23 protein-coding genes are annotated in these 24351 nt (G+C 39.9%); 14 read left to right on the top strand and 9 right to left on the bottom strand.

Annotated elements, in window-relative coordinates; translation table 11 throughout:
- Positions 1-3: 3 nt before the first annotated feature.
- From BUC17_RS04795 to BUC17_RS04770, 6 genes are all read left to right on the top strand, one after another.
- A complete protein-coding gene (locus tag BUC17_RS04795; RefSeq protein WP_083544743.1) occupies positions 4-1176 on the top strand; it encodes a retropepsin-like aspartic protease in 1173 nt (390 codons plus the stop codon).
- A 4-nt stretch (positions 1177-1180) separates the two neighbouring features.
- Positions 1181-2089 carry a fumarylacetoacetate hydrolase family protein gene (locus BUC17_RS04790; RefSeq protein ID WP_073362181.1) on the top strand — a complete coding sequence of 303 codons (909 nt, stop codon included), beginning with the start codon at positions 1181-1183 and terminating at the stop codon, positions 2087-2089.
- A gap of 19 nt (positions 2090-2108) precedes the next feature.
- Positions 2109-3458 carry a sensor histidine kinase gene (locus tag BUC17_RS04785; protein ID WP_073362179.1) on the top strand — a complete coding sequence of 450 codons (1350 nt, stop codon included), beginning with the start codon at positions 2109-2111 and terminating at the stop codon, positions 3456-3458.
- A 64-nt stretch (positions 3459-3522) separates the two neighbouring features.
- Complete coding sequence (locus tag BUC17_RS04780; RefSeq protein WP_073362176.1) at positions 3523-4146, top strand: response regulator; 624 nt, start codon at positions 3523-3525, stop codon at positions 4144-4146.
- Between the two features lie 62 nt (positions 4147-4208).
- On the top strand, positions 4209-5411 hold the full coding sequence (locus BUC17_RS04775; protein ID WP_073362174.1) for a hypothetical protein: 1203 nt from the start codon (positions 4209-4211) through the stop codon (positions 5409-5411).
- A gap of 75 nt (positions 5412-5486) precedes the next feature.
- Entirely contained in the window at positions 5487-6236 is a 750-nt protein-coding gene (locus tag BUC17_RS04770) for a maleate cis-trans isomerase family protein (protein WP_073362172.1), read from the top strand.
- Positions 6237-6277: 41 nt separating this feature from the next.
- Here the strand turns inward: BUC17_RS04770 and BUC17_RS04765 are convergent, their stop codons facing one another.
- Both BUC17_RS04765 and BUC17_RS04760 read right to left on the bottom strand, forming a co-directional pair.
- Positions 6278-6913: a hypothetical protein gene (locus BUC17_RS04765; protein ID WP_073362170.1), complete on the bottom strand. Its 636-nt coding sequence runs from the start codon at positions 6911-6913 to the stop codon at positions 6278-6280.
- Between the two features lie 68 nt (positions 6914-6981).
- Entirely contained in the window at positions 6982-7992 is a 1011-nt protein-coding gene (locus tag BUC17_RS04760) for a serine hydrolase (protein WP_073362168.1), read from the bottom strand.
- Between the two features lie 214 nt (positions 7993-8206).
- On the opposite strand from BUC17_RS04760, the gene porX reads away from it, so the two are divergent.
- From porX to BUC17_RS04740, 4 genes are read left to right on the top strand one after another with little or no spacing between them, the layout of a single operon-like run.
- Positions 8207-9760 (top strand): T9SS response regulator signal transducer PorX, encoded by a 1554-nt coding sequence (gene porX / locus BUC17_RS04755; protein WP_073362166.1) that lies wholly within the window; start codon positions 8207-8209, stop codon positions 9758-9760.
- A 3-nt stretch (positions 9761-9763) separates the two neighbouring features.
- Positions 9764-10177 carry a tRNA (adenosine(37)-N6)-threonylcarbamoyltransferase complex ATPase subunit type 1 TsaE gene (gene tsaE, locus BUC17_RS04750; protein ID WP_073362164.1) on the top strand — a complete coding sequence of 138 codons (414 nt, stop codon included), beginning with the start codon at positions 9764-9766 and terminating at the stop codon, positions 10175-10177.
- A 34-nt stretch (positions 10178-10211) separates the two neighbouring features.
- Positions 10212-11405 carry an alanine dehydrogenase gene (locus BUC17_RS04745; protein WP_073362162.1) on the top strand — a complete coding sequence of 398 codons (1194 nt, stop codon included), beginning with the start codon at positions 10212-10214 and terminating at the stop codon, positions 11403-11405.
- A 44-nt stretch (positions 11406-11449) separates the two neighbouring features.
- Positions 11450-11845, top strand: coding sequence for a DUF4258 domain-containing protein (locus tag BUC17_RS04740; RefSeq protein ID WP_073362159.1), 396 nt, complete (start codon positions 11450-11452; stop codon positions 11843-11845).
- Between the two features lie 29 nt (positions 11846-11874).
- On the opposite strand, the gene BUC17_RS04735 is transcribed toward BUC17_RS04740, so the two are convergent.
- Together BUC17_RS04735 and BUC17_RS04730 are read right to left on the bottom strand one after the other, a co-directional pair.
- Complete coding sequence (locus BUC17_RS04735) at positions 11875-12915, bottom strand: cysteate synthase (RefSeq protein WP_073362158.1); 1041 nt, start codon at positions 12913-12915, stop codon at positions 11875-11877.
- Positions 12916-12997: 82 nt separating this feature from the next.
- The gene (locus tag BUC17_RS04730) at positions 12998-15055 is read right to left on the bottom strand and encodes a S9 family peptidase (protein ID WP_073362156.1); all 2058 of its coding nucleotides are present in this window, start codon (positions 15053-15055) and stop codon (positions 12998-13000) included.
- A 127-nt stretch (positions 15056-15182) separates the two neighbouring features.
- Here BUC17_RS04730 and BUC17_RS04725 point away from each other — a divergent pair, with 127 nt between their 5' ends.
- Positions 15183-15506, top strand: coding sequence for a YbaB/EbfC family nucleoid-associated protein (locus tag BUC17_RS04725; protein ID WP_073362154.1), 324 nt, complete (start codon positions 15183-15185; stop codon positions 15504-15506).
- A 1-nt stretch (position 15507) separates the two neighbouring features.
- On the top strand, positions 15508-16242 hold the full coding sequence (locus BUC17_RS04720) for a sulfite exporter TauE/SafE family protein (protein WP_073362151.1): 735 nt from the start codon (positions 15508-15510) through the stop codon (positions 16240-16242).
- On the opposite strand, the gene BUC17_RS04715 is transcribed toward BUC17_RS04720, so the two are convergent.
- Positions 16232-17257, bottom strand: coding sequence for a threonine aldolase family protein (locus BUC17_RS04715; protein ID WP_073362149.1), 1026 nt, complete (start codon positions 17255-17257; stop codon positions 16232-16234). The genes BUC17_RS04720 and BUC17_RS04715 overlap by 11 nt on opposite strands.
- A gap of 48 nt (positions 17258-17305) precedes the next feature.
- Here BUC17_RS04715 and prfB point away from each other — a divergent pair.
- Positions 17306-18401, top strand: a protein-coding gene (gene prfB, locus BUC17_RS04710) for a peptide chain release factor 2 (RefSeq protein WP_143161714.1) whose coding sequence is annotated in 2 segments (ribosomal slippage) — positions 17306-17368 and positions 17370-18401 — 1095 coding nt in all. Because the reading frame shifts where the segments join, the coding sequence is not laid out codon by codon here.
- 31 nt (positions 18402-18432) lie between these two features.
- Here prfB and BUC17_RS04705 read toward each other — a convergent pair.
- The 4 genes from BUC17_RS04705 to BUC17_RS04690 all read right to left on the bottom strand — a co-directional run bounded on the left by BUC17_RS04705 (position 18433) and on the right by BUC17_RS04690 (position 22516).
- Complete coding sequence (locus BUC17_RS04705; protein WP_073362145.1) at positions 18433-19197, bottom strand: dienelactone hydrolase family protein; 765 nt, start codon at positions 19195-19197, stop codon at positions 18433-18435.
- Between the two features lie 21 nt (positions 19198-19218).
- Positions 19219-20454, bottom strand: coding sequence for a porin (locus BUC17_RS04700; RefSeq protein WP_234977688.1), 1236 nt, complete (start codon positions 20452-20454; stop codon positions 19219-19221).
- Between the two features lie 82 nt (positions 20455-20536).
- A complete protein-coding gene (locus BUC17_RS04695) occupies positions 20537-21859 on the bottom strand; it encodes an inorganic phosphate transporter (RefSeq protein WP_073362143.1) in 1323 nt (440 codons plus the stop codon).
- Between the two features lie 12 nt (positions 21860-21871).
- Positions 21872-22516, bottom strand: a complete 645-nt coding sequence (locus tag BUC17_RS04690; protein WP_073362141.1) for a DUF47 domain-containing protein — start codon at positions 22514-22516, stop codon at positions 21872-21874.
- A gap of 166 nt (positions 22517-22682) precedes the next feature.
- On the opposite strand from BUC17_RS04690, the gene BUC17_RS04685 reads away from it, so the two are divergent.
- Positions 22683-24311 (top strand): acyl-CoA carboxylase subunit beta, encoded by a 1629-nt coding sequence (locus BUC17_RS04685; protein WP_073362139.1) that lies wholly within the window; start codon positions 22683-22685, stop codon positions 24309-24311.
- The last annotated feature ends 40 nt before the right edge of the window (positions 24312-24351 follow it).

Genomic DNA, 24351 nt, shown 5'->3' with positions numbered 1-24351 from the left:
GCTATGAAAAAGTGGATTGTTGTATGTTGGATGTTTCTGGGAATAGGATATATTTGGGCTCAAGATTTTAAACTTGATGCTGGAAAAATATCCCAAAAAGAGTTTCTGGAGGAAGTCGATTTTGAGTTAGAGCACGGTAAAATTATCATTCCAGTGAGTTTGGCAGGGCAAACCTATCGGTTTCTACTAGATACAGGCGCACCCAATATCATTTCGAAGCGAGTGGCCAACATCCTTAATCCTGCCTCCAAAAGAGACGTCAATGTGGTGGACGCCAATAATACAACGCAAAACATGGAAATGGTTCCCTTACCTGAAATGCGTTTGGGTTCCTTGCAATTTGAGAATGGTGTTGCCATAGTGGTCGATTTAGACAATCATCCGGTATTAAAATGTTACCGTTTGGATGGCTTTGTGGGTAGTAACTTCTTTAAAAATGCGGTTTTACAGGTAGATTATGCAGCCAAAAAAATAAAAATATCACATACGATTAAGTCGTTTTCTCCACAAACTAAAGGTTTTCCAATGCAATTAGTTGGCCAACAATTGGCTCCCTATGTCGCATTAGAACATCAAAGTGAAGGTTGTAAAGAAGGCAGCGAATTTGCTTTACTCGATACAGGAATGGATGGTTTTTACGATTTGTCAAATCGAGTGTATGCAGATTTCAAAAAGGGAGAAGTCGTAAAAACACTTGGAGAATCAACTGGCGTAGTTTCATTGGGACTTTTTGAAAAGTTGGAACCAAGCCCCCACCGTTTGGTTCAAATTCAAAAAATGAAAATCAACGGGATAACGTTTTCCAATATTATTACAGAAACCACAGATGATGATAACTCACGTATGGGACTCGATGTATTCAAATTGGGAAAAGTAACGTTGGATTTTCAGAAGAAAAAGTGGTATTTTGAAGCACCCTCCCAAAATGATTTATCCCAAAAAACACCCCAATTTACGCCAACCCTAATCGATCAAAAATTGGTCGTAGGCATTGTATGGGATGAAGCACTCAAGGCAAAAATTCAATTTGGAAACCCGATTGTTCGAATTGACCAACTTAGTTTAGAAAAACTATCTGTTTGTGATATTGTTCGTCTCAAAGAACGTATCACAACACAATCTGCGGAAATAGAAATAATAAACAACAACGGTGAAACGGTCACCATTAAAAAATAAAAAAATGAAATTAGTTACGTATACCTATCAAAATGAAGAAGCCCGGTTAGGATTTTTATTTAACGATTTAGTGATAGATATGGAAGATTTTGGCGAAGTGGCCAATTTTCCTTTGCCCGATGATATGCTCGATTTGATTGATATGGGAATTGAAATCATCGATGAAATCAACGATTTGATTGCAGATACGCCCGAAGAATATATTACAAAAATCGGGGTGCCATTTGATAAAGTCACCTTACTCGCTCCCATTCCGAGGCCTCGAAAAAATATTATTGGCATTGGGTTAAATTATACCGAACATGTAGCGGAGAGCGCAAGAACGTTGGACACTACAGGTAAACTTCCACAAAAACCCATCATCTTTTCGAAACCACCCACGACAGTGACAGCAACAAACACCGAGGTGATTAAAAATACAAAACTCACTTCACAGTTGGACTGGGAAGTCGAGTTAGCCGTAGTTATCGGAAAAACAGGGAAATATGTACCGAAGTCGGAAGCAATGGATTATGTATTTGGGTATACTGTGATCAACGATATTTCCGCCCGGGATTGCCGTCGTGAAGGACAGTGGATTGTATCCAAAGGACAAGATACTTTTGCTCCGATGGGCCCCTATTTGGTGACCAAAGATGAAATCGAGAATCCGCATCACTTAAGCCTGAGTTTGAAAGTCAATGGAATAGAAAAACAACATTCTAACACAAAATTTATGTTGTTCAACATCAATGACTTAATCGAAGACTTAAGTACCGTTTTTACCATTGAGCCCGGCGACATTATTGCAACGGGAACCCCAGCAGGTGTGGGTGCTGGTCGCGATCCGCAAGAATGGTTGTATGATGGCGATGTAATGGAAGCCACCGTGGAAGGCATTGGAACAATCGTTAATACGGTGAAAGAAATTTAATTTTAAGAAAATAGGTGTTGTGCATGGCTTAATTTTTCAATCCGTTATATCGGTTTTATTATTAGGAGTCATCCTACTCGCTTTTGTATACCACATAGTTCTCTATTATTACAATCGGGACAGGTTGTTTTTACATTATCTTGTTTATCTAACCTTTACTGGACTATTTGTTTTTCAACGTTCAGGTTTTTTGTTTTATTGGTTAGAACCCGAAATCGAATTAAAACTATATGATTTTCTTAATGAACCAATACAAATTCTATATTTAGCTACTTATTTTAATTTCATTCTCCAGTCGCTAGATATTACAAAATCCACGCATCGTTTTTTGTACTGGTCCAAAGCATTTATTAGGATAATACTTGTGGGGTATGCTTTGGGATTTATCTTGATCAAAACGTTCTTTCCATTTGAAGATTATGCCCTTGCATTTACGCTTATTCGTATCTTCATTTTTTTACTCACATTTATAATGTTGTGGGAATGCTTTAAATTACGCCACATTACTTTTCAACTATTTATTTTGATTGGAAGCGCCTGTTATTTTGTTTTTGGAATTGTAAGTTTTATATCCAATTTAAATGCGTCTGATACACAATGGATTTATCCTCCCGAATGGTTAATGATTGGAAGCTTCACGGATATCGTTTTCTTTTCAATTGCCTTAAGCCATCGAAACAAACAACAATGGGAGAAAATGAATTTAGCGCTCCTTGAAGATGCTAATGAAATTATCGCCATGCAAAAATTAGTTCTCGAAAAACAAGCTGCCCTTGAGAATGAGCGAAATCGCATCGCTTTAGATATGCATGATGATTTGGGTAGTGGACTCACAAAAATAAATTACTTAAGTCAAATGGCCTTAATGAAGATGGACTATGAAGAATCCTTGAAAAAAATTCACCAAACGTCTTCCGACTTGGTCAAAAATATGAGCGAGATTATTTGGGCATTGAATGAAGATAATGATCGTCTTGAGGACTTGTGCTCCTTTATCAAAAACTATTCAAATGACTATCTCGAAAATAATTCAATCGATTTGACAATCCAAATTGACATTAATAATCCAACATTAAATGTAATTGGCAATCATCGAAGAAGCATTTTTTTGCTTGTTAAAGAAGCCCTCCACAATGTCGTTAAACATGCCCAAGCGTCATCCGTTATAATTTATATCCATCAATCCGAAAGTCTTTTACTAACTATTCATGATAATGGAATTGGATTTCAAGTTCCCAAATCTTCCATTTTGAATAATGGATTGCGAAATATGGAAAAAAGAGTTCAAAAATTGAATGGAACTTTCCAAATTGAAAATGATCAAGGCACAAAAATTACCCTCTGCATTCCCGTTGCGCATTTAAATTAATATCAACCGAAAGGTTTATTGTTTTTTGACCAAAATCCGTTTCCTTTGTATAAAATGTTGAATAATGATCACCATTTGTATAATTGAAGATATTATAGAAATTCAAAAAGGACTTCAAAATATTATTGAAAGTGATCCGCAATTACGCCTTTTAGCCAGCTTTACCAATGCAGAAGAAGCTATTGAAACCATCCCTAAATTACTTCCTGATGTAGTAATAACTGACATTAATTTACCCCAAAAATCAGGAATTGACTGTGTCAGTGAGTTAAAATTACAACATCCTGATATTCAGTTCATCATGTTTACCATTTATGAAGACAATGATCAAGTATTTGATGCACTAAAAGCAGGGGCTAGCGGTTATATTTTGAAAAATACACCTCCCGAAAAAATACTTTCCTCGATCATCGAACTCTATGATGGAGGTAGTCCGATGTCACCCAAAATTGCACGAAAAGTTTTATCAACATTTAATGCCGTTTCAGAATCTCATGTTCAAAATCTTCTTTCAAAACGTGAATATGAAGTACTTGAACTTTTAAGCAAAGGGCATTTATATAAAGAAATAGCCGATCAACTTTTTATCTCATTAAGTACTGTCAAACGCCACTTGAATCATATTTATATGAAGTTACAAGTTCAAAATAAAACCGAAGCCGTAAATAAATTATATGGAAAGCAGTAAAATGATACAAAAGGTTGATTGATTCGCTTTAAAGCACATTGTAGCTTTACTCAAAAAAAGTGATGAAAAAAATTCTCACATTCTTCCTTCTAGTCTTTGTTTTTGAAACAATTGAAGCTCAAATTGGTATTGGTACTACTAACCCTGATCCCTCCGCTAGCCTAGATATTACTGCCACCAATTCAGGACTATTAATTCCTCGTTTGGATTTATGGGATGTGTATGATGGTACAACACCCATTGCCTCCCCCGCAATAAGTTTGTTGGTTTACAACACGAATCCTTTTGTGGTAGGTGGAGAAGGAACGGGATATTATTACTGGAATGGTAGTCAATATGTAAAACTCATGGTGGCTTCAGATGATAAATGGACACGAACCATTTTTGGCCAATTACACCCCACTAATCTTTTTGAAAATGTGGGTATTGGAACAAATAATCCAGTTACTACGCTTCATGTTCGCTCCTCTAACAGCAATCCCATGATTATCGATGGAGGTGATAATCTCTTTATTTCTTTTGCCGAAAATGGGAATTATCGGGGCTATTTTGGAAGCTACTCAGGGAATTCAAATGATATAGAGTTGGGTACCTATGCAGGAAACCTAGGTGCTGTTCATTTAACGACAAACAATTCACCAAAACTAACCGTCTTAAACGGGGGTAATGTCGGAATTGGTACGACAACCCCAGCGCAGCGATTGGACGTAAATGGAAAAATACGAATCAATGATGGGACGCAAGCTGCAGGTCGTATTCTAGCCTCTGATGCAAACGGAGTGGGGACTTGGGTGAATACTAGCGCAATAACTCCCGCAGTCATTGGTGTATTTGCTGGTGGTGGCGCAAGTTTTGGTAACGGTACCCCTGTAGGTGTTCAATCGGCTATGAACTATTGCAATGTGTATATCGATTTACCTCCAGGGAAATGGATTGTATTTGGTACCTACCTTTTGGCGGGTGCTACGACCTTAACCACAGGACAAAGCATCTTTGTGCGAACTACGCTCTCAACAAGTAATACAGTTGTTGTTAACACGGACATTATCTCAGGTGGATTGGTCTCGGGAATATTAGCGGGTCCCAGTGATTTTGGATTAGCCAATGGACAAACCGTTATTAACAACACAAGTGGCGCCGTAAAACGCTATTACTTATGGGCCAATATTCAAAAATATGGTACAACACCTACCAATTATAACATGGCAGGAATTGGAAGCAATTTTTGGTCAGAAAATCAGCTTTCAGCAATACCTACGAACTGAGTTTTAACTTGTTTATGTGTCGCCGCTTCAAATAATTTTCGTTATTTTTGAGATTTATTTTTGAAGAAAAAACGCATGAAAAAATTCCGTATTGGGCAAATTGTCCCCTCCTCCAATGTAACCATGGAAACCGAAATTCCGGCGATTTTTAGAGCACGCGAGACCGTTTTACCCGAACGCTTCACTTTTCACAGCAGTCGGATGCGCATGAAAAAAGTCACTCAAGAAGAACTCGCGGCTATGGATGCCATGAGTTTGAAATGTGCCATCGAACTTTCGGATGCACACGTGGATGTGATGGGCTATGCGTGTTTAGTGGCGATTATGAGTATGGGACGTGGCTATCATTGTGTATCGGAAGTCAATTTGCACCAAGAAACCATCGCCAACGGCTTCCCTACTCCTATTGTGACTTCGGCGGGTGCGTTGATTAACGGACTAAAGGTTTTGGGAGCCAAACAAATATCAATCATCACGCCTTATATGCGACCACTGACCGATAAAGTGGTGGATTATATTGAACACCAAGGGATTAAAGTAAAAGAAAGTATTGCTTTGGAAATTCCCGATAATTTGGAAGTTGCCGCACAAAATCCGTTGAATTTGCTAGAAATCTACAAGCAATTGGATTTGACCGATGTCGATGTTTTAGTAGCATCGGCTTGTGTGCAAATGCCCTCGTTGGAAGCGATTGATTTAATTCAAGCCGAATGTGGCATTCCGGTAACCTCCGCTGCGGTTTGTACAACCTATGAAATGATGAAGAAATTAGGTATCGAAGCGAAATCGACGATTGGTGGGGAATTGTTGAATGGCAGTTATTAATAGTTATGAATTATAAATTATAAATGAAAGCCTGAAGAGATTCAGGCTTTTACTTTTAAGGCTATTTGCTTTTTGCATTCCCCACACAAAAACAACGATTCCTGATCAATGGTACTTATTTTCTCATTGGCGGCCGTCATCACACAATGGGAATTCGGACAATGTGGGATACCGAGGTTGTGTCCAAATTCATGAATAGCTACTTTTTTGGCTCTTTCGATCACAACATTTGAAGACGAATGGTGTAAACGAAAAGTGGAAACAATGGCTGATTTGCCGGGTCGATACGCCAATCCCATAATACCAAAATCAGTATACTTCCATTCCGGTTTTAAAACACGACCTTTTTCATCGCGTTTTGTGATACAAATGTCTTTCGTGGTCAAGCCGAGAATGTAATCTATAGTGTCTGGGCGATGTGTAAGCTGAAATTTGATCACATCTTGCGCTTTATACCGAGGCGATTTTTTTAAACTTAAGGCCGAAGAAGGCAATTCAATCGCGGGGAGCACAACCGTTTTGATGCCATAATACTCTTCCAGTGCACTCCGGATTGTATCCCGTAAATACGCAGGGAAATCATCATAGCATTGAACGCCCATGCGTTTTGGTTTTGGATCAGAAGTACAAGCCAAACATAATAAAATGCATACTACAAGCGTTACTCCTTTTTTCATGAACAAAATCTAGCAAAAGTCGCGCCAGAAAAAAGGTTCAATTTTGTTCAATAAATTCCCCCTATCAATTAAAGTGCTTGTTGTGCTTGTCCTGCAAGATTGCGGTAAACGGCCGCTGAAATTTGTTTTAAAACCTCAGGCAACGTTTTAAAATCATTACCTTTAGTCATAATAGTGAGTAGATAAGCCCTGTTTTGGGTGTAAACGACCACGGTTTCATGCAGCTGTTTTTCCACGGCATCACCCGCTTCTCCAAATTTGTGAAAAAAATCATTGTTGGAAGGAATCCCTGCCAAAACCCCTTGCTTGAAATTGGATTTACTCAATAAAGAAGCCGCGTATTCAGAGTCTTTTACCGTGAGATAGGAGGCATTATACAAAGCTCGCATGAACAAAGAAATCTCGTAGGAAGTGATAAAATAATCAGTAGCATTCCAATCAGGGGCAGCCAACCCTAAATCGGTAAAAACATTTTTAAATACTTCAACATCGATATTTTCATTCAAAAGATACGTGGCATTGTTATCAGAATAAACAATCATGTAGTACAACAATTCCCGAATCGAATAGGATTGACCAAACGCAATCGATTTGGAGGTAAATAAAGGTTTTTTGTCAGCTTTATATATTTTGTTGAAAAGTATTTTTTTGTCCAATAGTCCCGGATTTTTTTCATTCATCTTCAAAAAAGCTATCAACTCAGGAACTTTCAAAAGCGAACCAGGTTTGAACTTTTCCTCCAAATTGATGCCCATCCAATCATTGGTATTGTAATCTTTGAGATATACGGAAGCGGACTTAATTACATTCTTTTGTTGAAATGCCTGAATAATATTTTGAACCTCCGCCTTCATAGAAGTCAGGTCCGATGATTCATCTTGATCAACATACAACAAGGGCTTCACATAACGATAACCCTCTAATCGCTTTACTTGTAAGGTATTCGCTACACTGGTTGAAGTTTCACTGGTTTTGTCGACAAAAAAATGCTGTGTAATAAAGTAAGTGGCTATAACAGAGATAAATACTAAAACAGAAACGTATTTAAAGTTGATTTTAAAGTTTAAGATTCGAGTCATTCTTACTATTTGAATTCTAATAACGCAAAAATAGTGTATTAATTATGAAGAAAACAACACAATTCTCAGTCAAAATTGTTAATTTCTCAATGTAACGAATGAATCTAGTTTTAAAGGAGTTAGGCCAATACCCTTCAAATTCACTCTTTTTTTTATACAATTTTTACGAGATTTATCGTTTAAGGAATAGTAACTTGCACCAAAATACGACCAGATGAATTCGATTAAAATACTTTGGGTTGACGACGAAATCGATTTGCTTAAACCCCATATCCTTTTTCTTGAACAAAAAAACTACCATGTAACGACCTGCAACAACGGTCGTGATGCCTTGGATATTTTTCAAGATGAAAATTTTGACGTGGTTTTTCTGGATGAAAACATGCCTGGATTATCGGGATTGGAAGTGCTTTCTGAAATGAAAGAGAAAAAATCATCCACTCCAATCATCATGATCACCAAGAGCGAAGAGGAATTTATCATGGAAGAAGCCATTGGATCCAAAATCGCCGATTATCTTATTAAACCCGTCAATCCCAATCAGATTCTTTTGAGTTTGAAGAAAAACTTGGACCATTCACGTCTTATTTCTGAGAAAACAACCCTTGACTATCAAAAAGAATTTCGCAAAATCGCGATGGATATGGGAATGGCGCGTTCCTATACCGATTGGGTTGAAGTCTATAAAAAGTTATTGTTTTGGGAATTGGAATTGGAACATACCGAAGATTCCAATTTAATCAATATCCTTGAATCGCAAAAGCAAGAGGCTAATTTCCAATTTGGAAAATTCATCGAACGGAATTACGAAGATTGGTTTGATCCCAAAGCCGAAAAACCAATACTCTCGCATACGGTGTTTAGAGAATGGGTGGTTCCCGAACTGGTAAAAAAGGAGAAGCCGATTCTGTTTATAGTGGTCGATAATATGCGCTATGACCAGTGGAAAGCAATGGAGTCTTCGGTAAATACCTATTATAAAGTCGAAAAAGAACTCCCCTATTTTGCCATGTTACCCACAGCTACACAGTATGCGCGTAATGCTCTATTTTCGGGACTATTACCCGCTGACATGGAAAAACAGTTTCCTCAGTATTGGAAAAACGACACCTATGAAGGGGGGAAAAATAATTTTGAAGCCGAATTTTTAACCGCCCATTTGAAACGCTTGGGGTTAAACATAAAACACGATTATTTTAAGATTACAAATTTTCAAACGGGAAAAAAATTAGCCGAAAATTTCCGTGGCTTAAAAGACAATCAATTGGTCGCAGTTGTTTACAATTTTGTGGACATGTTGTCGCATGCCAAAACTGAAATGGAAGTAGTCAAAGAACTCGCCTCCGACGATAAAGCATACCGTTCACTCACCTTGAGCTGGTTTAAAAATTCCCCCCTTTTGGAAATCATTCAACAAGCCCAAAAGTTAGGTTTCAAACTAATCATTACCACCGATCACGGCACCATCAATGTGAAAAATCCTTCGAAAGTGATTGGCGATAAAAACACGAGTCTCAACTTACGCTATAAAACCGGAAGAAGTCTCACTTACGAAGATAAAGATGTCTACGTTGTTAAAGACCCCAAAAAAGTAGGATTACCCGCGATTAATATGAGTAGCTCCTTTATTTTTGCAAAAAACGACTTATTTTTGGCCTATGTTAATAACTATAATCATTATGTAAGTTATTACCGAAATACGTACCAACACGGTGGTATTTCGTTGGAAGAGATGATTATTCCCTTTATTGTTTTAAATCCGAGATAACCTATGGAAATTCTTTTTTCATTGGATGAAATTACTCAAGTGGCCCAAAAAATTCTCCACGAAAACCCAGCAAAGGTTATGGTGTTTAATGGCCCAATGGGAGCCGGTAAAACCACACTTATCAAGGTTTTGTCACAAACGTTGGGTGTCAATGAGGCCACAAGCAGTCCCACTTTTTCCCTAGTCAATGAATACGAAAATCAACAAGGCGAAAAGATTTATCATTTTGATATGTATCGCTTAAAATCGGAAATGGAAGCGCTCGACTTTGGGATTGAAGATTACTTGTATTCGGGACATTGGTGTTTTATCGAATGGGCTGAAAAAATCCCCAACCTTTTGCCCGATCAGTATGCTCGAGTTGACTTGAGCGTACTCCCCGATGGAAAAAGAAAATTGGCATTGCAGGTCTCATAGATTTTTTATACTTTAGAAGAAAATATAGTACGGTATGCCACTGACCCCTTTCAGTCCGGAACAATTAATTCCTCAAGAAGAAAAATTAGAAATTGCCCGCCATAAATCGGAATTGTTTATTGGAATTCCTAAAGAGACGAGTTATCAAGAACGTCGTATCTGTCTCACCCCTGACGCCGTTAATTCTCTTACTTCCCACGGACATCGAGTGATGATGGAGGCTGGCGCGGGTTTAAGTTCAAGTTACACCGACAACGAATACCGTGATGCCGGCGCAGAAATCACCAACGACACCCAAAAAGTGTTCAGTTGTCCCATGCTCTTAAAAGTGGAACCGCCCACCATGGCTGAGATTGAAATGATGCAAGCAGGAACAATTCTAATTTCTGCCTTGCAAATTAAAACGCGAAAAAAAGAGTACTTCGAGGCTTTGTCCAAGAAAAAAATAACGGCCCTAGCGTTTGAATACATCAAAGATGAAGACGGTTCATATCCTGCCGTAAAATCGCTGAGTGAAATAGCAGGCACGGCTTCGATACTTATTGCAGCCGAATTAATGATCAACAACAGCTTTGGGAAAGGACTTTTGTTTGGAAATATCAATGGTGTCCCCCCTACCGATGTTGTAATTATTGGCGCGGGAACGGTAGGCGAATTTGCGGCTCGAACCGCAATTGGATTGGGTGCCAATGTCAAAGTGTTTGATAATTCTATCACCAAATTACGCCGATTACAAAACAACCTTAGTCAGCGGGTTTTTACCTCCACTATCGAACCCAAAGCATTGCAAAAAGCGCTACGCCGCTGTGATGTAGCGATAGGTGCAATGCGAGGTAAAGATCGTTGCCCAGTTGTGGTTACCGAAGGGATGGTCGATTTGATGAAAAAAGGAGCTGTTATCGTGGATGTGAGTATCGATACTGGAGGCTGTTTTGAAACCTCAGAGATAACGACCCATGAAAAGCCAACCTTTATTAAAAATGACGTTATCCATTATTGCGTTCCCAATATACCATCGCGCTATTCCAAAACGGCTTCGCTCTCCATCAGCAATATTATCATGCCTTATTTGTTGCAAATCGCCGAAGATGGCGGTATGGAAAATGCATTGCGATTGAGCAAAGGATTGAAAAATGGGGTTTATTATTACCATGGAATTTTAACCAATAAATCAATTGGCGATTGGTTCCATTTGCCCGATAGCGACATTAATTTAATTGTATTTTAATACCGAAACGGCACGAGATTCTTTACTTTTGCAAAAAATATGCTATGAAATTTTATCAACGCCTCGCCTACTACAGCTTTGGAGTTTTACTGGGAGCCTTATTTGTTGCTTTTGTCTTGACCGGAAAAGACACCCGTTGCAGTTACTTTCCCAATGAACGGGTACTCAATAACATTCGAACAAAACCCCTAAAATATAGTTTAGAAGCGTCACGAAAACTCGCCGAAGACTGGATTGATACCATTGACATCAAAAATACGTTAACCTACGGCGATGTCGATTTTGATAAAAGCAATGTAAAATACGAGGATGGTAAATTGTATTGGATTGAAGGCTACACGACACTAAAGGATACCATTCAATTGAAAATTGTCAATTATGAAACCCGAGCGGTTTTGGAAGATATTGTTCGAGTAAAAACGAAAAAGAATGTACCATAAAAAAATCCGGCTTACCACCGGATTTTTATTTACTTTATAAATTCAATTTTTTGAACTTCTTCTGCATTGACACTGTCAAAGAATCCTTGTTCACTCATCCACTCGTCACTGAATACCTTACTCATGTAGCGTGAACCGTGATCGGGGAATACAATTACCACATTGCTTTCGGCTGTAAATTCACCTTCTTCAGCAAATTGTTTTACCGCTTGAAAGGCAGCACCACTTGTGTACCCCACAAATAAACCTTCTTTCTTTGCAATTTCTCGTGCAGTATGCGCACTTTCTTCATCGCTTACTTTCATGAATTTATCAATTACATCAAAGTCTGTAGCGGTAGGAATCAAATTTTTACCCAAACCTTCTATGCGATATGGATAAATCTCTGCCGTATCGAATTCCTTGGTTTCGTGGTATTTTTTTAATACGGAACCAAAAGCATCAACGCCTAAAATTCGAATCGCAGGATTTTTCTCTTTTAAGAAACGTGCAGTACCTGATATCGTACCTCCTGTTCCACTACAAGCAACTAAGTGGGTTATTTGTCCCCCCGTTTGCTCCCATATCTCAGGTCCTGTTGTGTTATAATGTGCATCAACATTTAAATCGTTGAAATACTGATTGATATAGACAGATCCCTTTGTCTCTTCGTGTAATCGTTTGGCAACAGAATAATACGATCGCTCATCGTCAGCAGAAACGTGTGCGGGACAAACATATACTTTAGCGCCCATTGAACGCAACATATCAATCTTATCCTTTGAGGATTTGGAACTTACCGCCAAGATGCAATCATACCCTTTGATGATGCTCACCATGGCTAAACTGAAGCCCGTATTTCCCGAAGTAGTTTCAATAATGGTATCGCCTGGTTTAAGTATTCCACGACGTTCGGCTTCTTCAATAATGTATAAGGCAATTCGGTCTTTGGTGGAATGGCCTGGATTGAATGCTTCAACCTTAGCAAAGAAATTTCCTGAAAGATGCTCCGCAATCCTATTGAGTCGAATAATCGGTGTATTCCCTATTAATTCGAGTACATTATTGTAGGCTTTTATTGTTTCTTTCATAAAAAACAGATTAGCGTCAGGGGGATCGATTAACGAACTTGGAATGCCCCCAAACCTTGCAAATTTAGTAAATTATTTTAAACTAACTTTTAATTTTTTCTAAATCCAATAAAAAGGCAAACTCTTTAGCCACCTCTTTTAGCGCCTCAAATCGGCCCGAAGCACCTCCGTGTCCCGTCTCCATATTGGTATCCAAAAACAATAGATTGGTATCGGTTTTGAGCTCCCTTAATTTTGCGACCCATTTGGCGGGTTCCCAGTATTGTACTTGTGAATCGTGCAACCCAGTCGAAATGTACATATGCGGGTAATCCTGTGCACGAACATTGTCATAGGGGGAATATGACAACATGTAATCGTAATAAACTTTGTCGTTGGGATTACCCCATTCGTCATATTCACCGGTTGTCAATGGAATCGTGTCGTCCAACATCGTAGTAACTACATCCACAAAAGGTACTTGAGCAATAATCCCATGAAATAAATCGGGCCGCATGTTGGCCACAGCTCCAACCAACAAGCCACCCGCCGATCCGCCTTCAGCGTACAAATGCGAGGCGCTGGTATACCCTTCTTGGATTAAAAATTCTGCACAATTGATGAAATCGGTAAACGTATTTTGTTTCTCCAATAACTTCCCAGTTTCATACCAACGCCGGCCTAAATCCTCCCCTCCTCGTACATGCGCCATAGCATAGACAAACCCGCGGTCTAAAAGACTTAACCGAGTGGTAGAAAAATAGGGCTCAAGCGTAACACCATACGAACCATAACCGTAGAGTAAGAGTGGATTGGATTGGTTTTTTTGAAGTCCTTTTCTATACACCAAAGAAATGGGCACTTGAACACCATCGGCAGCAGTGGCCCAAATACGCTCTTCAATATAGTTATTCTTGTCAAAATTTCCACCCAACACTTCTTGTTCCTTCAAAATACGTTGTTCACGAGTAACCATGTTAAATTCAATCACCGATGCAGGAGTCGCCAACGATTGATAGGCATAGCGAAGCCAAGGTGTATCAAAATCAACATTAGTCGTTGTGTAGGCCGTGTAGGTCTCTGAGGCAAACGGAAGGTATTCATCCATGGTACCATCCCAACGTATTATTCGCAGGGCATTTAATCCGTTGTAACGCTCAGACACCACCAAAAATTCTCTAAAAATATCAATGCCTTCCAACAAAACATCTTCCCGATGCGGCACTACTTCCGTCCAATGCGGCATTGCAGTGTGGGCGACATCGGTTTTCATCAATTTAAAATTGGTCGCTTCGTCTTTATTCGTAAGAATATAAAAATGGGAACCGTAATGCGATACCGAGTACTCTAATCCCCGAACGCGCGGTTGAAAAAGTTGGAAATCTGCTGAGGGTTGTGATGCCTTTATAAATCTATACTCTGAAGTAAGCGTGCTCTCGGAGGCAATCATGATGTATTCGCGTGACTTGGACTTGAATACCGAAACGTCAAACGTGGCATCGGCTTCAAAATACACCTTAATATCTTGGCTTGGATCTGTGCCTAAAGCATGTCGATAAATACTGTCTGAACGCAATGTTTTTGGGTCTTTTCGACTGTAAAATAAGTACTTTCCATCCGCCGACCAAACCGCGCCACCGGTAGTATTTTGAATTGTATACGGTAAAATTTCACCGGTTTCAAGATTTTTTATTTGAATACTGTACTGACGTCGGGAAACCGTATCAACGCCAAACGACACCCAACCATTATCATCACTGATCGATAATCCCGTTAAATGAAAATAGGAATGCCCTTTTGCCATTTCGTTACCATCAAAAAGGAGGCACTCTGGAGCTTCCATGCTTCCCTTTCGTCGTGTGTAAATTGGATAATCACCCCCTTTTTCAAAACGTGTGATGTAGTAATATCCATTGTAAAAATAAGGGACCGAACTGTCGTCTTCTTTAATGCGACTTTTCATTTCCACAAACAAAGCCTCTTGCAATTCTTTAGTGGGCGCCGTTACCGCTTGATAATACGCATTTTCTTGTTCCAAATAGGCAATAACTTCCGGATTTTCGCGGTCATTCAACCAAAAATAATCATCAATACGTTCATGATTGTGGTGAATCAAACGATGGGGATTTTTTTTCGCTTTGGGCGTTTGAGGAGTAGACATATATACTAAACTTATTTTTGCAAAGATACACCGCGATTACGGGCGGTGTTGCATGAAAAACTTAAATTTTCAACCAATTCTTTAACAAGATTATTATGTACATTTGTGTAAAATAAAGTAAAAAAATATGTTTGGCGATTTAATGGGAATGATGGGTAAATTACAAGAAACCCAGCAAAAAATAGAAGAAACAAAACAACGATTAGACACTGTTTTGGTCGATGAAAAAAGTACGGATGGTTTATTAGCCGTTACAATTACGGCCAACCGTACTATTCGTTCTATTCAGATTGATGATTCGTTATTGAACGATAAAGAAATGTTGGAAGATTACTTAGTTAACGTTCTTAACAAAGCTATTGCCAAAGCTACGCAAGTAAATGAAACAGAATTAGGCGCTGTAGCCAAAGAAGGACTTCCGAATATTCCCGGTATGAATTTATTCCGATAGTATGCGTTGGGACATTGGTTTTTTGTTTCTCACCTTACTGGCTGAAATTGTGGGTACTGTGGGAGGCTTCGGCTCTTCGGTGTTCTTTGTCCCTATTGCTAATTTTTACTTTGACTTTCACCATGTGTTGGGACTCACCGCTGTTCTACACCTAGCGAGTAACGTGACCAAAATTGCACTCTTCAGAAAAGGGTTCCATCGGCAACTTTTACTCACCATGGGGATTCCTTCAGTGGTATTTGTTTTACTCGGAGGCCTCCTTACGCCTTACCTGTCGTCTCAACTTTTGGAACTATTTCTAGGAATATTCTTGACTATTTTCAGTTTGTTTTTCATTCGTAATCCCCAAAGAGCGCTGTTGCCAACAACCAAAAATGCTGTGCTAGGGGGAGTGCTTTCGGGATTTTCAGCGGGATTAATGGGAACTGGTGGTGCCATTCGCGGATTGACGATGGCAGCATTTAATCTTGAAAAAAATGTATTTATTGCTACTTCTGCCGCTATTGATTTACTCATTGATGCCTCACGCACAGTAATTTATGCAAAAAATGGGTTTGTAACCCAAGATATTATCTATGCGATTCCCGTTTTAATTGGGATTAGCCTTATCGGTTCGGGTATTGGCAAATGGATATTGCGCTATGTAGACCAAAATCGCTTTAAACAAATTACGTTGTTTTTGATTTTAGGTATTGGACTACTGACTTTAGGAAAAATAATATTTGCTAAAATATGAGTTTCCCCAAATGCTCCATTACATAGCTATGCATCACTTGTTTATAGTCCAAATGGGTCACTATTCGCAGTTTTCCTGGCCCCATTGAACTGATATGGATATTTTTCTGTTTGAGTTTATCAATTACCCATTGCTCATCCAATGTGGGACGAACGGAAAAGATAATTATATTGGTTTCAATAGGTTCCACTTTGGCTACCCAAGGTAATGTGGCCAACAAAGCACCCAGTTCTTGCGCGCGTTTGTGGTCTTCTTCCAATCGCAAAATATGATTTTGTAGGGCATACATGCCGGCGGCAGCTAAGTATCCTGCTTGACGCATTCCACCCCCAAAAATTTTACGAATACGAAGCGCTCTTTTCATATCGGCCTTGGTTCCCAACAATAGGGATCCTACCGGTGCACCTAACCCTTTTGACAAACAGACCGAGATAGTATCAAATAACTCCCCAAACTGTTTGGGATGTTGTTTCTTGGCCACCAACGCATTCCAAAGACGTGCCCCATCCAAATGGTATTTCAAGTTATACTCAACACAAACTTGTTTAATACGCTTTAATTCAAGTACTTCATAACAAGCTCCACCGCCTTTATTGGTCGTGTTTTCGATACTTACTAGAGCCGTTTTTGGGGCGTGATAAAACTCGGGGTCATTGATTGAAGCGCGAACTTGCTCGGCGGTAATCATTCCGCGGGTTCCGTCGACAAGACAGCAAGAAACCCCACTATTAAAGGAAGCTCCTCCGCCCTCGTAATGATAAATGTGTGAATACTTATCGCAAATGACTTGCTCACCCGGTTGGGTATGCAATTTAATTGCAGTTTGATTGGCCATGGTGCCACTCGGAAAAAACAAAGCCGCTTCCATACCAAACAGATGGGCTACCGCTTCCTCCAATTCATTAACTGAAGGGTCTTGTTTATAGACATCATCCCCTACTTTGGCCCGAAACATAAATTGCAACATTTCTTGGGTGGGTTTGGTAACGGTATCGCTGACTAAATTAATTTCCATATCCGACAACAATGCTTTACTTTTGCGGCTACAAAACTACATTAATTTATGACAAATACCGAACAAATCAAAGGTATTGTAGAACGCCTAGGTGCGTTGAGGAGGTATCTTTGACATTGATGCCAAATTGATCGAAATCTCCAACGAGGAAGAGAAAACCTTTGCACCCGACTTTTGGAATAATGCCAAACAAGCCGAACTAATCGTTCGCAATTTGCGCTCCAAGAAAAAGTGGGTAGAAGATTTTACCAAAGCAGAAAATTATGCGGAGGAACTTCAAATCACCTATGAATTCTTTAAAGAGGGCGATGCTAGCGAGGAAGAATTAGATACGCAGTATGCGTTGACGTTACATCAGATTGAGGACTTAGAATTCCGAAACATGCTTTCGGATGAAGGGGATTCAATGAGTGCCGTGTTGCAAATTACCGCGGGCGCTGGTGGTACAGAAAGTTGTGATTGGGCTTCATTGTTGATGCGTATGTACCTGATGTGGGGCGAAAAGCAAGGCTATAAAATCAAAGAATTGAATTTTCAAGAAGGCGACGTTGCAGGAATAAAAACAGTGACCCTTGAATTTGAAGGCGATTTTGCTTTTGGTTATTTAAAAGGTGAAAATGGAGTGCATCGATTGGTGCGGATTTCTCCTTTTGATAGTAATGCCAAACGCCATACCTCGTTTGCCTCAGTGTATGTGTACCCTTTGGTTGACGATACCATTGAGATCGCCATTAGTCCTGCCGATATAGAAATTACTACCGCACGATCAAGTGGAGCCGGAGGACAAAATGTCAATAAAGTGGAAACCAAAGTTCAATTACTTCACAAACCTACAGGAATTCAAATTCAGTGTTCTGAGACGCGTTCACAACACGACAACCGGGAACGTGCCATGCAAATGTTACGCTCGCAATTGTATGAAATCGAGTTGAAAAAACGCATGGAACAACGGGCCGATATTGAAGCAGGAAAAATGAAAATCGAGTGGGGTTCACAAATTCGTAATTATGTGATGCATCCCTACAAATTGGTGAAAGACGTGCGCACTGGGCAAGAAACAAGTGATGTCGATGCCGTCATGAATGGAGAAATCGATGCGTTCTTAAAAGCGTATTTGATGATGATGGGACAAAAAGAAACGTAAGGAAATAACGGTCTAGCGATAGGCCGTTTTTTTATTCAAAAACTTCCCGGAGAAATTGTACCATCCGATTCCAAGAGCGTATGGCAGCCTTTTCGTTATAGGCCGCTCCCCTTTTGTTATCAGTTCCTGCTCCTTTATCCGTAAACGAGTGCACTGCGTTGGCATAATAAATCATTTCCCAGTCAGCTTTGGCGATGCGCATTTCCTCCTGAAAAGTTTTGATTTCTTCTTGCGAAACGTAAGGATCATCAGCGCCATGCAGGACTAAAACACGAGTATTAATGTTTTCAGTGGGACGTGTGGCATCGTGTCCTAACCCGCCATGAAAACTAACAACGCCTCTAACGGGTAAATTCATTCGAGCGGCTTCCAAAGCCCCAGTTCCTCCAAAACAATACCCCATTACCACAATATTTTTCGAAGGCACACCCAATTGTACCAATTGATTGTAAGCGAGTTGAATTCGTTTTTGATAAGCCAAAAAATTCTTCTTATAGTACCCTGCCTTTTCTGAGGCTTCTTTAAAATTTTTAGGGCGTTGGTCGACCCCATAAATATCGGCAACGAAGGTATAAAATCCCATTTTCTGGAGTTTCTCAGCACTTTCTTGTGCATGTGAATCAATTCCCATCCATGCGGGAAGAATCAAGACTCCGCGTTTTTCAGCGACCTCTTTTTGAGGAATTCCCGCCAAACCCTCTAATGCTTGCGCTTCATCAACATAAGAGACCGACTTGAGTTGGGCGTTACTTACAAGAGTAAAAAAGCAGAAAAGAGAAAGCCATTTTTGAATCATAGTGGCGTATTTTAAATAAAACTATATCCCCATTTCGATTTGAAATCGAACATACCAGTTGTTTTGCTCACTGCCTTGTGAAAACTGAAGGCGGTCATAGGTAACTTCAGCCTGAATTTTGAAGGCATGTTCCCAAACATACTTTGTGAGACCTAAGGTGTATTCTTGCGTATCGGGTGCTAAATTGACGATATCAGCACCGACTTTTTGGGTTGAATAACGGGCTATAAACTCGTAATTTGACGGTGTTAAATAACTGCATTGATAATCAAATCCACTGCCCACATAGACAAAACGCGTTTGGGTAGGATCGAGCGGATTGACGGTTATAGCATTTCGCGTTGTAGTTCGCGACATGTACGTTGCCATCGCTGCAAATCCTTTGTATTTAAACATACCGTCTAGCAAAACCGACTTTAACGTTCGCGCTTGAAACAAATCGTCACCGAGTTGCCCTTGCGTACGTTGGGCATTGTTATTTTGCTGAAAGGCAGCAGAGAAAAAAAGTTTGGGTTTGGCTTCCCGAATTAAATCTCCTTCAAAATAGACGCCATCTTTGGTAAATGCACCCAGCGGCATCAATTCGACTTTACCGGTTAACGCCAGTCCACTATCGGGGCCGTTGGTAGTATTTCGCCCTTCTCCTGTCGACAAAGCTCCCTTTATATTATAAGAAAACTGATTACTTCGTTGTTTTAAATGATGGACTTGAAATCCGAAATCACGGTCAATATTAAAACGCGCATTATTGATCGATCGATCGGTAAGTTGCAAGGCCCCCGAGGAATTAATACGTTGCCGATTCCCAGGTAATTTGGTTTGTCCGAAACTAAAATTCCATTGCGGATTGGGACGATAGGTAATCACCGCATCCCGAATGATATTATAATTATCCCCTTCACGAATTTCGCCGGTATCACCTGGGGCAAACGACAATTGAATGACGTATAAAAATTTTGGACTACCTACAAAACCATCAAAACGAAGACGTAATCGACGAATTTGCCAATCATAGCCCCCGTCTTCAAACTCATTTTTAACATAGGACGCCCGATTTTGAATCCGGAAACGCAAATTCATTTGAAATAAACTATCGGGTGCTGTTAGTCCCAATCCTTTACCAAAACTATAATACGGCAACGTGGATAATTTCAGGTCGTTATCACTCTTATTTTTTTCCAAAACGGGTTGGGCCCAACTCTTGGTAAAAATCAAAATAAAAAGAAGAAAAAAATACGGTCTGAATTGCATTCCCATAAAACAATCTATTGGCGTACAAGTTAGAAAGAAAATTAAACATAAAGCAAAAAAAAGTCACCGCATTGGGTGACTTATTTATTTACAAAATCAAATTAACTAAATAATAGAAAAGCGCAGCCATAAGGGCCGATACAGGTATGGTTAATATCCAGGCCCAGAGTAAATTAACCGTAACACCCCAGCGAACAGCTGAGATACGTTTGGTTACTCCTACCCCAATAATCGAACCGGTGATGGTGTGCGTTGTAGAAACTGGTATTTTAAAATGCTCCGTAGAAAATAAGGTCAACGCCCCTGCAGATTCTGCCACTACGCCTTCAAATGCATTTACTTTGGTGATTTTGGATCCCATGGTTTTCACAATTTTCCACCCCCCACTTAAAGTTCCTAACGCAATTACGGTATAACAGGTAAGTGGAATCCATTCGGGCATCTGACTTTTGATTCCCTCTTCTTCATTGGGTAAAACTACACGCAACCACTCGGGCATCGTCATTACTTCTTGGTGGGTGGTATTTAAATAAACCGCCACCGCAGCAGCAATAATTCCCATCACTTTTTGTGAGTCATTCCCGCCGTGCCCCAAACTAAAAGCAGCCGAGGACAACAACTGCATTTTTTTCAATACGGACTCCGCTTTGGCCGCAGAATACGAGCTAAAAATAAGGTTGAAAATGGCTAAACTATAAAAAATAACAGCTACCAATAACCATTTGATGTTGTGTGGTTCGGTTACCACCGACCAAAAATGACTTTCAAAACGAGGCTTTTCAATCGACTCATACCCAATCATTACCGTTGATAAAAACCAAAAAACCAAAAGCATTAAGGCTACCGTAAATACTTTAGGACCAATGGCTTTGCGCGAAGAGTACATCATCCACAACGACAGGCAGTAGGAAATAAACATTCCGACGAGGGGTGCTAAGACAATAAAACAAATAACAATCAAAACACCACTGGGCAACAGATCTCCTTCTTTGTATTTATACCAAGAAACAATATTCCAACCGGCATGTTCTAAATCAGTTACTTTGCCCGAAAACCCATGGGCAATGGCAGCGCCTGCAAACCCACCAATTAAGGTATGTGATGATGAGGAAGGAATTCCCTTCCACCAGGTTAATAAGTTCCAAACGATAGCGGCTAAAATTCCGGCTAATAGTACCGTTAAGTCTAAACTACTGGTTTTAGCGGTTTTGGCCACCGTATCGGCCACTCCAAAACCAAAGACCCAGTAGGCTAAAAAATTAAAAAACGCTGCCCAGAGTACTGCTTGAAAGGGAGTCAACACTTTCGTAGCAACAATGGTAGCTATCGAATTGGCGGCATCGTGGAATCCATTGATATAATCGAAGGCAAGCGCCAAAAAGATAATGAGAATTAATAAGGTAAATTCCATGAATCCTATTGATTAAGAGTGTTTCACAGAAATTTGTTCCATCACATTGGAAACGCTTTTGCACTTGTCAGAAGCCATTTCTAGAGAGGATAATACTTCTTTGTATTTGATGATGTTTTTGGCATCGGTTTCATTTTCAAAAATATCAGCCACCGCTTTATCAAAAACTGCATCTGCTTTGCTTTCCAAACGATTGATTTTTTTACAGGTATCTTTAATGGCTTTTGGGTTTTTTAGGTCTTTTAATTCTTTAATCCCGACTTCAATTAACTGACAAGCTTCCAAATTGATTTCGGTTAACTTCCGAATGGATTTGGTGATTTTATCTACTTGATACAAACGAATACGACTGGCGCCACCGTGCATATTATCGGCTACGTTGTCGATGGATTTAATTAACGAATGGATATCTTCACGGTCAAATGGCGTGATAAAATTGCGACTTAACTCTAAGTGTGTTTTATGAGCAATATCTTCAATTATAGCTTCCAATTCCTCAACCTTGCGAAATAATTCTTCACGCTCCGCCTTTGGAGCATTGACGGCATCATGCAATGTACTTGCCATCAATGTCAAGTTTTTTGAGGCTTGTTCGAATAATGGAAAGAATTTTTTATCTTTAGGAACTAAGAATTGAAATATGCTGTTAAGTGTCATGTTTTGTTGATTTTTATGTCGCAAAATTAGAGCCGTAATGTTAAATTAACATTAACAAAAAAACAAGTCCCCGTTATTTTTTTACAATAAGTTAATATAGAACATTTTTGGTGATTAGTCCAATTTCAATCGTTTTCGTACTTTAGCGACGCAAAAAAATAACCCCATGGACCTGAATTTTAATAAAAACGAAGACCACAATAAATTACTGCTTTCCGAACTTAAACAGCGCTTTGCAAAAGTTAGATTGGGCGGTGGCGAAAAACGCATTGAAAAATTGCATGCAGAAGGCAAAATGACCGCGCGTGAACGTATCGATTACCTGTTAGATAAAGATGCGCAAAGCATTGAAATTGGTGCTTTTGCAGGGGACGGTATGTATGCCGAACATGGCGGATGTCCCTCGGGAGGTGTCGTGGTCAAAATTGGATACATACACGGAAAACAATGCATGGTTGTAGCCAATGATGCTACCGTAAAAGCGGGTGCTTGGTTTCCCATTACCGGAAAGAAAAACTTACGTGCCCAAGAAATTGCGATAGAAAATCGATTACCCATCATTTATCTAGTAGATTCGGCCGGTGTTTATTTACCCATGCAGGATGAAATCTTTCCCGATAAAGAACATTTTGGTCGTATTTTCCGTAACAATGCCATCATGAGCAGCATGGGAATTACCCAAATTGCAGCCGTTATGGGAAGTTGTGTGGCGGGAGGAGCCTACCTTCCGATCATGAGTGATGAAGCGCTTATTGTAGATAAAACAGGAAGTATCTTCTTGGCAGGAAGCTATTTGGTCAAAGCTGCCATTGGGGAAAATATTGATAATGAAACTTTAGGCGGCGCCACAACGCACTGTGAAATATCGGGGGTAACCGATTATAAAGCCAAAGACGACAAAGATGCTTTGGACCGAATTCGACGTGTGGTTCAAAAAATAGGCGCTTACGAAAAAGCCGGTTTCGATCGTATTAAAGCGGAGAAACCAGCTTTGGAACCGAGTGATATTTATGGGATTTTACCCAGATCACGCGCTGATCAGTACAACATGATGGAAATCATTAAGCGTTTGGTCGATCAATCGGAGTTTGATGAATATAAAGCGGGGTACGGTCAATCCATCATTACGGGGTATGCGCGTATTGACGGCTGGGCTGTGGGCATTGTAGCCAATCAACGCACGGTTTCTAAAACGAAGAAAGGCGAACTTCAATTTGGAGGCGTGATCTATTCGGATAGCGCCGATAAAGCCACTCGATTTATCGCCAATTGTAACCAAAAGAAAATTCCGTTGGTGTTTTTACAGGATGTTACCGGATTCATGGTGGGCTCCAAAAGTGAACACGGCGGTATCATTAAAGACGGCGCTAAGATGGTAAATGCCGTATCCAACTCCGTGGTACCTAAGTTTACTATAGTCATCGGAAATTCATACGGTGCAGGTAATTACGCTATGTGTGGTAAAGCGTACGACCCACGACTTATTGTGGCTTGGCCTAGTGCCGAATTGGCCGTAATGGGAGGTGCTCAAGCGGCTAAAGTCTTGATGCAAATTGAAGCAGCATCCCTCAAAGCAAAGGGAGAGGTTGTTGATGAAGTGAAAGAACAAGAATTGTTTGACCGCATCAAAGCGCGCTACGACGCCCAAGTTTCCCCCTACTACGCTGCTGCGCGATTATGGACCGATGCCATTATTGATCCGTTGGAAACACGTACCTGGATTTCTATGGGAATTGAAGCGGCCAATCACGCTCCCATTGAAAAGAAATTCAACTTAGGTGTAATTCAGGTTTAAGATTCTATTTTTACATAAAAAAATGCCCCGAGCAAAAAAC

The organism is Flavobacterium fontis (genome assembly GCF_900129405.1).
In the GTDB taxonomy this organism is placed as follows: Bacteria; Bacteroidota; Bacteroidia; order Flavobacteriales; family Flavobacteriaceae; genus Flavobacterium; species Flavobacterium fontis.
Note: the sequence above shows the minus strand (reverse complement) of the source record. Positions and strands in the feature narration are given on the sequence as shown.